Raw genomic sequence first — 9710 nt, forward strand, 5'->3', positions numbered from 1 at the left:
GCCCGGTTACATTCCGAACCCGGAAGCTAAGCCTTTCAGCGCCGATGGTACTGCAGGGGGGACCCTGTGGGAGAGTAGGACGCCGCCGAACAATTATTCAAAGGGTTGGGCCCTGAACTTCGGTTCAGAGCCCAACCCTTTTTTGTTTCCCGTCACTTGACGTTCATGTTCCGCGCCCAGCATCCACCGCATGGGTACTGCAGCAATGCTCAGGGCCGCAGGTGTCGGAATCGGAGACGAGGTCGTCGTGCCGGCCTTCGGGAACGTCGAAGTGGCCGAGGCGGTGACCCTGGCAGGCGCATTCCCCGTGTTCGCCGACGTGGACCCGGTGACGTACTGCCTCGACGCGGACGCTGTCGAACACGCCGTCACCCCGCGCACCGCGGCCGTCGTCGTGGTGCATCGGTTCGGCCGGCCGGCCGACATCGCACGCATGCACACGCTGGGACAGCGGCACGGGCTCCTCGTGCTGGAACAAGCGGAGTCCGAGGCGCCGTACGACGAGGTCGCGCGGCGGAGGGAACGGGCCGCCTTCCTGGACGCGCGACTGCGAGGAGTGCGGACACCCGACGGCGGCGACGGACACACCTACCAGCAGTACGTCGTGCGGGTCCAGGGCAACGGGAGGCCCGACCGGGACGCGTTCGCACGCGCCCTGCGAACGAAGGGCGTGGAGTGCCGGGTACCGGTGAAGACACCCCTGCACCGGCTGCCCGAGTTCCGGCGGTGCGTCACGCTGCCGCAGACCGAACTGGCCGCCGACGAGACACTCGCACTGCCGGTGGACGCGTCGCTCACCAAACGGGACATGCAGCGGATCGTCGGCGCCTGCAACGCACTCGGCGGACTGCTCCAAGCCGCCCTCTGAGCGAGTTTGGGAGTACGGCTTCGTTCGGGGTATGATCTATTCCGTTGCCGCGGGGGAGAATCTCGCAAAGCAACCGGCCCCTATAGCTCAGTCGGCAGAGCGTCTCCATGGTAAGGAGAAGGTCAACGGTTCGATTCCGTTTGGGGGCTCAAAAAAATCCCCCCGCCCCTCCGGGCGGGGGGATTTTTCATGCCCTCCCCATCACGCCACCCGCATCGCCAGAATGGCCATGTCGTCGGACGGGGCGTCCGACGCGAAGCGCTCCACCGCGCGCATGATGCGGGCCGCGACCGCGCCGGCCGTCAGACCCGTACACGCCGTCAGAACGTCGGCCAGACCGTCGTCGCCGAGCATCCGGGTGCCCTCGCGGCGCTCCGTGACACCGTCCGTCACGCACAGCAGCACATCACCCGGGTCCAGCGTGACCGACTGCTCGTAGAGTTCCAGGTCCTCCATCACCCCGAGCAGCGGCTGGGGCTCGGCAGCCGCCTCGACCGTGCCGTCCTGGCGGAGCCGGAGAGGCAGCGGATGACCGGCACAGACCACCTTCAGCTCCGCGCTGCCGTCCTCCTGCGGGCGCATCTCGCCATAGAGGAGCGTCAGGAAGCGACTGCGGGCTCCCTCGTCGAGGATCGCGGAGTTCAGACGCTCCAGGACCGCCGGGCCGCTGAGGCCCTCCCTCGCCAGCAGCCGCAGCGCATGCCGGGCGAGGCCCGTCACCGCCGCCGCGTTCGGGCCCGTACCGCAGACGTCGCCGATGGCGAAACCGTAGGCGCCGTCACTGATGGGGAAGATGTCGTAGAAGTCGCCGCCGACCTCGTTGCCCTCGCCGGCCGCGCGGTAGATGACCTCGACCTCCACGCCGGCGATCTCCGGCAGCTCCGGCGGCAGCAGGCTGCGCTGGAGGGACTGGCTGATGGCCGTGCGCTCCGAGTACAGCCGGGCGTTGTCCAGGGCGAGCGCCGCTCGGCGGCTCAGGTCCTCGGCCAGTTCCAGGATCTCCTGGCGGAAGTGTTCGTCGGTCGGCTTGCCGAGGGTGAGCATGCCGATCACGCGGTTGCGGGCGACCAGCGGCAGGACGACCGTCTCGCCGCCCACCGCCGCAGCCGTCGCCAAGGTCGGGCCGATGCCCGACGCCACCTGGTGCGTCGGGCCGCCGGACAGGCCCAGACTGCGCATGGAACTGCGCAGGGCCGCCTCGTGCGCGGCCTCGCCGGGGGCCGACCAGACACGGGCGCCCGGAGTGGGCACCGGGTCCGGCGGAGCGATCTTCGAGAGCAACGACTTGATGCCGTCGATGAGTTCCTCGTCCTCGTGCAGGACGTAGGACAGATACGGATCCGAGGCCTGGTCGGCGATCGTGTAGACCGCGCACCAGGTGGCGAGGGTGGGAACCGTCATCTGGGCCATCAGGGCGAGGGTCTGGTCGCGGTCCAGCGTCCCCGCCAGCAGATCGGAGGCCTCGACGAGGAAGCTCAGGGAGCCACGGCGCAGTCGCTCCAGCTCGCCCAGGCGGGCCGACTCGACCGCCAGCGCGATCCGGTCGGCGGCGAACTGCAGGCGCAGCGCCTCCTCGTTGGAGTATCTGCCCGGGGACTCCGCCGCGACGCCCAGGGAGCCGGTGAGACGGCCCTCGACCTTCAGCGGGACCGTCACCACCGAGCGCATGCCCGTGCCGTTGAGCAGGGGTACGGCGCCCGGAACGGCCAGGAGGTCCTCGTGGACGGCCGGCATACGGGCCGAGCCGTAGCGGCCGGGCCCCGCCTCGACGGGCACCCGCGCGAAGCGCTGGCGCGCCGAGGGCAGGCCGGTGGAGGCGCGGACCTCCAGCTCCGTCTCGTCGTCGGTCGCGAGGAGCAGGAACGCCGAATCGCCGTCGAGCATGTCGCGGGCGCGCTCCACCGTGCGCTGGAGGAGACCGTCGAGGTCGTCCGGGGCGGGGGAGCCGATGAACACCTCGAACGGGTCGGTGTTCTGGCCGTCTCCGGCGGGCGCCGCGTCGGCGGAGGACGGGATACGCGACGGCGTCTGAAGCACCGCGCGTTCGTGGTCGCGGACCAGGAGGCACACCGTGGACGGATCGCCGTCGGTGTCGCGGACGCGCAGGTGGGAGGCGTACACCGGGATCACGCGGCCGTTGGCGCCGCGGATGCCGTAACTGCCCTCCCAGCGGGAGAGCCGGAGGGCCTCGGCGATGCCGGTGCTGGTGCCGGGGGTGTGCGGCCAGGCGGCGAGGTCGGTGAGGGACTTGCCGGTGACCAGGTCGGCCGGATAGCCGAAGAGATCCTCCGCGTCCTCGTTCCAGGACGAGATGCTGCCCGTACGGTCGATCTGGACGACGGCGACGCGGACCCGGCCGTCCGCGAGCGGGAGGAGGTCCGCGGGCAGGGACGGGCCGGCCGCGCGCGTGCCGACCGGGCGCTCGGGCACGTCGAGCTGGAACCAGACGTTCTTGTGGGTCGGCGTGTACTCCACGCCCCAGCGGCCGGCGATGGCCGCGCACAGCTGGAGGCCGCGGCCGCCCTCACGGTCCGGGCTCCCCATGGAGGCGGGGGAGCCCTGGAGGGGGACCTCGCGCTCGGGATAGCGGTCGGCGACCTCGATACGGACGCCGGCGTCGGTGCGCAGGCACAGGACGTCGGCGTGGGTGCCCGCGTGGACGACCGCGTTGGTCACCAGTTCACTGGTGAGGACGACGGCGTCGTCGACGATGTCGGCGAACCCCCAGCCCTGAAGGGTGTCGCGGACGAAGGAGCGGGCGGTGGCGACCGACCGCCCCACGGGCTCGAAGCTGGCGGCCGCACGCGCGGTGATCACAGAACTCCTCGGCCGGTTGTCGACGTGCAGGGCTGCCCGGTCGTCCTGCTCCCGCCGCTGCTGCGGAAGCCTCTCCGACGGCCGGGGGTCCGGGGGCTGTCCCCCCGGGATCAGTCCGGTGGTCATGGTGCGGCCGCCCTCCGATGCCCGCTCGTGCTCGTGCCACCGCCCAGACCGGACGGACCGGCGCGGCTGGACAGCCGCATGCAAGGTTACTTACCTTCCCCGTCCTCGCGGATGCCGGTCCGCTGTGATTCCGCCCCACGGGTTGTGCGGACGATGTGCGAAGCTGCCGAACTGTTATGGCCTGGTTCGGGGAGGGTGAAACACTGGGCAGGCTTCTTGTGAAAGTCCGGCAGACTGGGTGTCTTCAGTGGACGGTGGGCAGCAGTGCCTCGAGCCTGCCTGATTTCATCGGGCACTAGGACGGACGACCCCTGCGGGAGGGACAAGTGGAGTCTGGCGCAGCGACGCGGGGCACGGAGACGCGCGCGAAAGGCGGACAGTCCCTGAGCAGGCGGCGGGCGTCCCGGGGCGGGACGACGACGGTGGACACGGCGGCCCTGAACCGCCTGCTGGCCGCCCTCGGGTCCATGCGGGACGGGAACTTCCGCAAGCGGCTCACGGTTTCCGGCGACGGCGTGATGTCGGAGATCGCGGCCGTCTTCAACGAGGTGGCCGACCGCAACCTGCATCTGACGGGTGAACTGTCGCGGGTGCGGCGGATGGTCGGACGCGAGGGCAAGCTCACCGAACGGCTGGAGACGGGTGCCTGCGAGGGGTCCTGGGCGGCGGCCGTCGACAACTCGAACGCGCTGGTCGACGACCTCGTACGGCCCGTCTCCGAGGTGGGGCGGGTGCTGTCGGCGGTCGCCGAGGGTGATCTGTCGCCGCGGATGGAGCTGCGGACCCACACCCCGGAGGGGAGCGGGCATCCGCTGCGCGGGGAGTTCCTGAAGGTCGGGCGGACGGTCAACAACCTGGTCGACCAGTTGTCGACGTTCACCGACGAGGTCACGCGGGTGGCCAGCGAGGTGGGAACCGAGGGCAAGCTGGGCGGACAGGCCCAGGTGCGCGGGATGTCGGGTTCGTGGAAGGACCTCACGGAGTCCGTCAACACGATGGCGGAGCGGCTGACCGCGCAGGTGCGCGACATCGCGCTGGTGACGACCGCGGTGGCCAAGGGCGACCTGTCGCGCAAGGTCACGGTGCACGTCGAGGGCGAGATGCTGGAGCTGAAGAACACCGTCAACACGATGGTGGACCAGCTCTCGGCGTTCTCGTCCGAGGTGACACGGGTGGCCCGTGAGGTGGGCACCGAGGGCATCCTGGGCGGTCAGGCGCGGGTGTCCGGTGTCGACGGGGTGTGGAAAGAGCTGACCGATTCCGTGAACACCATGGCCGGGAACCTCACGGCCCAGGTGCGGGGGATCGCGGAGGTCACGACGGCGGTCGCCAACGGTGACCTGTCACGGAAGGTGACCGTGCCGGCGCGCGGTGAGGTCGCGCAGCTCGCCGAGACGATCAACCAGATGACCGAGACGCTGCGGATCTTCGCGGACGAGGTCACGCGCGTGGCCAACGAGGTCGGTGGCGAGGGACGGCTGGGCGGGCAGGCGAACGTGCCGGGGGCCGCCGGGACGTGGAAGGACCTGACCGACTCGGTCAACACCGTCTTCCGGAACCTGACCACGCAGGTGCGGGACATCGCGGCCGTGACGACGGCCGTGGCCAACGGTGATCTGTCGCAGAAGGTCACCGTCGACGTGGCCGGCGAGATGCTGGAGCTGAAGAACACCGTCAACGGGATGGTGGACCAGCTGTCCGCCTTCGGTGCCGAGGTCACGCGGGTGGCCCGGGAGATCGGTGTCGAGGGTGAACTGGGCGGTCAGGCGCAGGTGTCGGGCGCGGCCGGGACGTGGAAGGACCTGACGGACTCCGTCAACACGGCGTTCAGGAATCTCACCGGACAGGTGAGGAACATCGCGCAGGTGACGACGGCGGTGGCCAACGGTGATCTGTCGCAGAAGGTCACCGTCGACGTGTCCGGTGAGATGGCGCAGCTGAAGAACACCGTGAACACGATGGTGGACCAGCTGTCGTCGTTCGCCGACCAGGTGACGCGGATGGCGCGGGACGTGGGCACGGAGGGCCGGCTGGGCGGTCAGGCCCGGGTGGACGGCGTGTCGGGCACGTGGAAGGAACTGACGGACTCCGTCAACTCGATGGCGGGGAACCTCACCTCCCAGGTGAGGAACATCGCGCAGGTGACGACGGCGGTCGCCCGCGGTGACCTCTCGCAGAAGATCGACGTGGACGCGCGCGGGGAGATCCTGGAGCTGAAGAACACCATCAACACGATGGTCGACCAGCTCTCCGCGTTCGCCGACCAGGTCACGCGGGTAGCGCGCGAGGTGGGCACGGACGGCCGGCTCGGCGGTCAGGCGCAGGTGCCCGGTGTGGCCGGTGTGTGGCGGGACCTGACCGACTCGGTGAACGGCATGGCCGGCAACCTCACGGCCCAGGTGCGCAACATCGCGCAGGTCGCCACCGCGGTGGCCCGGGGTGATCTGTCCCAGAAGATCACCGTGGACGCGCGCGGGGAGATCCTGGAGCTGAAGAACACCCTGAACACGATGGTCGACCAGCTGTCGTCGTTCGCCCAGGAGGTCACGCGGGTGGCCCGTGAGGTGGGCACCGAGGGGCAGCTCGGCGGGCAGGCCGAGGTGCAGGGCGTCTCGGGCACCTGGAAGGACCTCACGCAGTCGGTGAACTTCATGGCGAACAACCTGACCATCCAGGTGCGTCAGATCGCCGAGGTCACGACCGCGGTCGCCAAGGGCGACCTGTCGAAGAAGATCACCGTGGACGCCAAGGGCGAGATCCTCGAACTGGTCACCACCGTGAACACGATGGTGGACCAGCTGTCGTCGTTCGCCGAGCAGGTGACGCGGGTGGCCCGTGAGGTGGGCACCGAGGGCATCCTGGGCGGCCAGGCGCACGCGTCGGGCGTCACGGGCATCTGGAAGGACCTCACCGACAACGTCAACCTGATGGCCAAGAACCTGACCATGCAGGTGCGCAACATCTCCCAGGTGGCCGCGGCCGTCGCCAACGGCGACCTGACGCGGACGGTGACGATCGAGGCGCGCGGTGAGGTGGCGCAGCTCGCGGACACCTTCAACACGATGGTGAAGACACTGAGTTCCTTCGCCGACCAGGTCACCAAGGTGGCCCGTGAGGTGGGGACGGACGGCATCCTGGGCGGGCAGGCGCATGTGCCGGGTGTGGCGGGGACGTGGAAGGACCTCACCGAGTCGGTGAACCAGATGGCGTCCAACCTGACCGGTCAGGTGCGCAACATCGCCATGGTGACGACGGCCATCGCCAAGGGTGATCTGACGAAGAAGATCGACATCGATGCGCGCGGGGAGATCCTGGAGCTGAAGACGACCATCAACACGATGGTCGACCAGCTGTCGTCGTTCGCCGAGGAGGTCACCCGGGTGGCCCGTGAGGTGGGCACCGAGGGGCAGCTCGGCGGGCAGGCACGCGTGCGTGACGTCGACGGTACCTGGCGGGACCTGACGGAGTCGGTGAACGAGATGGCCGGGAACCTGACCCGGCAGGTGCGGGCGATCGCGCGCGTGGCGACCGCGGTGACCCGTGGCGACCTGAACCTGAAGATCGACGTGGACGCGTCCGGGGAGATCCAGGAGCTCCAGGACTACATCAACAAGATGATCGCCAACCTGCGCGACACCACGATCGCGAACAAGGAGCAGGACTGGCTGAAGGGCAACCTCGCGCGCGTGTCCGCGCTGATGCAGGGGCGGCGCGACCTGGAGGACGTGGCGTCGCTCATCATGAGCGAGCTGCCGCCGCTGGTGGCCGCCCAGCACGGGGCGTTCTTCCTGGCGATGCCGCCGGGCGACGGCAGCGCGGACCAGTACGAGCTGCGGATGCTGGGTTCGTACGGTTATTCGATGGGGTCCATGCCGACGTCGTTCCGGCCGGGTGAGGCGCTGGTGGGGACGGCGGCCGAGGAGAAGCGGACGATCCTCGTCACCAACGCGCCGAGCGGCTATCTGAAGATCTCCTCCGGGCTGGGCGAGGCGCCGCCCGCGCAGGTGATCGTGCTGCCGGTGCTGTTCGAGGGCAAGGTGCTCGGGGTGATCGAGCTGGCGTCGTTCACGCCGTTCACGCAGATCCAGAAGGACTTCCTCAACCAGCTCGCCGAGATGATCGCGACGAGCGTCAACACCATCTCCGTGAACACCAAGACGGAGCAGCTGCTGAAGCAGTCGCAGGAGCTGACCGAGCAACTGCGGGAGCGGTCGGCCGAGTTGGAGCAGCGGCAGAAGGCCCTCCAGGCGTCCAACGCCGAACTGGAGGAGAAGGCCGAGCTGCTGGCCCGGCAGAACCGCGACATCGAGGTGAAGAACACCGAGATCGAGGAGGCGCGGCAGGTCCTGGAGGAGCGCGCCGAGCAGCTCGCCGTGTCGATGCGCTACAAGAGCGAGTTCCTCGCCAACATGTCGCACGAGCTGCGCACGCCGCTCAACTCGCTGCTGATCCTGGCCAAGCTGCTCGCCGACAACGCGGACTCCAACCTGACGCCCAAGCAGGTCGAGTTCGCCGAGACCATCCACGGCGCCGGGTCCGACCTGCTCCAGCTGATCAACGACATCCTGGACCTGTCGAAGGTCGAGGCGGGCAAGATGGACGTCTCCCCGACGCGTATCGCGCTGGTCCAGCTCGTCGACTACGTGGAGGCCACGTTCCGGCCGCTGACCGCGGAGAAGGGCCTGGACCTTTCGGTGCGGGTGTCGCCGGAGCTGCCGGCGACGCTGCACACCGACGAGCAGCGGCTGTTGCAGGTGCTGCGCAATCTGCTGTCCAACGCGGTGAAGTTCACCGACTCCGGCGCGGTCGAGCTGGTCATCCGGCCGGCGGGGGCGGAGGTGCCGGTGGCGATCCGGGAGCAGTTGCTGGAGGCGGGTTCGCTGAACGATCCGGACGCCCCGCTGATCGCGTTCTCGGTGACGGACACCGGTATCGGGATCGCGGCCAGCAAGATGCGGGTGATCTTCGAGGCGTTCAAGCAGGCCGACGGGACCACCAGTCGCAAGTACGGCGGTACGGGCCTGGGGCTGTCGATCTCGCGGGAGATCGCGCAGCTGCTGGGCGGTGAGATCCACGCACAGAGCGAGCCGGGGCGCGGTTCGACGTTCACGCTGTACCTGCCGCTGCACCCGAGCGAGCTGCCGCCGCAGGGGTACCAGCAGGTGGTGCCCGCGCTGGAGGCGGGGGACCTGGTGGCGTCGGAGAACGGCGTGCGCGAGCTGTCGGAGCTGTCCGACGTGGAGATCGAGACGCCGGCCGAGGTGAAGTCGTACCGCGAGACGCAGAACGGTCCGGCGGCGCTGTTCCGGCGCCGGCGCCGCTCGGTGGCCGGGAGCGAGCCGACGGTGGGGCGGCCGGAGCAGTGGGCGCCCGTGGGACACGAGGCGGCGTCGCAGGGGCACCGGGGCATCCGGTTCGGCGGTGAGAAGGTGCTGATCGTCGACGACGACATCCGCAACGTGTTCGCGCTGACCAGCGTCCTGGAGCAGCACGGACTGTCGGTGCTCTACGCGGAGAACGGCCGCGAGGGCATCGAGGTGCTGGAGCAGCACGACGACGTGGCGGTCGTCCTGATGGACATCATGATGCCCGAGATGGACGGGTACGCGACGACCACGGCGATCCGCCGGATGCCGCAGTTCTCCGGGCTGCCGATCATCGCACTGACGGCGAAGGCGATGAAGGGCGACCGGGAGAAGGCGATCGAGTCGGGTGCCTCCGATTACGTGACGAAGCCGGTCGATCCTGATCATCTGCTGACGGTGATGCGGCAGTGGATGCGGCAGGAGTGACGGAAACCTCCCGGGGGGGGGTGCCTCTATGTCTTTCGTCAAGGCACCCTCGTCGGGTTTGGGGTAGTTCGGGCTCGTCGCGGTTATGCGGCGAGCCCGATGGTTTT

3 protein-coding genes, 1 tRNA gene and 1 rRNA gene are annotated in these 9710 nt (G+C 69.3%); 4 read left to right on the forward strand and 1 reads right to left on the reverse strand.

Annotation, left to right across the window (positions count from 1 at the left end; translation table 11 throughout):
* The 3 genes from rrf to ACIP67_RS42965 form a co-directional block, all read left to right on the forward strand.
* Positions 1 to 91 (forward strand): 5S ribosomal RNA (rrf, locus tag ACIP67_RS42955); the annotation flags it as partial.
* A gap of 114 nt (positions 92 to 205) precedes the next feature.
* Positions 206 to 868: a DegT/DnrJ/EryC1/StrS family aminotransferase gene (locus tag ACIP67_RS42960; protein ID WP_401700114.1), complete on the forward strand. Its 663-nt coding sequence runs from the start codon at positions 206 to 208 to the stop codon at positions 866 to 868.
* 76 nt (positions 869 to 944) lie between these two features.
* Positions 945 to 1017, forward strand: a tRNA-Thr gene (locus ACIP67_RS42965).
* A 52-nt stretch (positions 1018 to 1069) separates the two neighbouring features.
* Here the strand turns inward: ACIP67_RS42965 and ACIP67_RS42970 are convergent.
* A complete protein-coding gene (locus ACIP67_RS42970; RefSeq protein WP_401700110.1) occupies positions 1070 to 3811 on the reverse strand; it encodes a SpoIIE family protein phosphatase in 2742 nt (913 codons plus the stop codon).
* 326 nt (positions 3812 to 4137) lie between these two features.
* Between ACIP67_RS42970 and ACIP67_RS42975 the strand changes: the two genes are divergently transcribed.
* Positions 4138 to 9603, forward strand: a complete 5466-nt coding sequence (locus tag ACIP67_RS42975; protein WP_401700112.1) for a HAMP domain-containing protein — start codon at positions 4138 to 4140, stop codon at positions 9601 to 9603.
* Positions 9604 to 9710: the final 107 nt, after the last annotated feature.

This window comes from Streptomyces sp. NPDC088812 (assembly GCF_044750285.1).
Classification (GTDB): Bacteria; Actinomycetota; Actinomycetes; order Streptomycetales; family Streptomycetaceae; genus Streptomyces.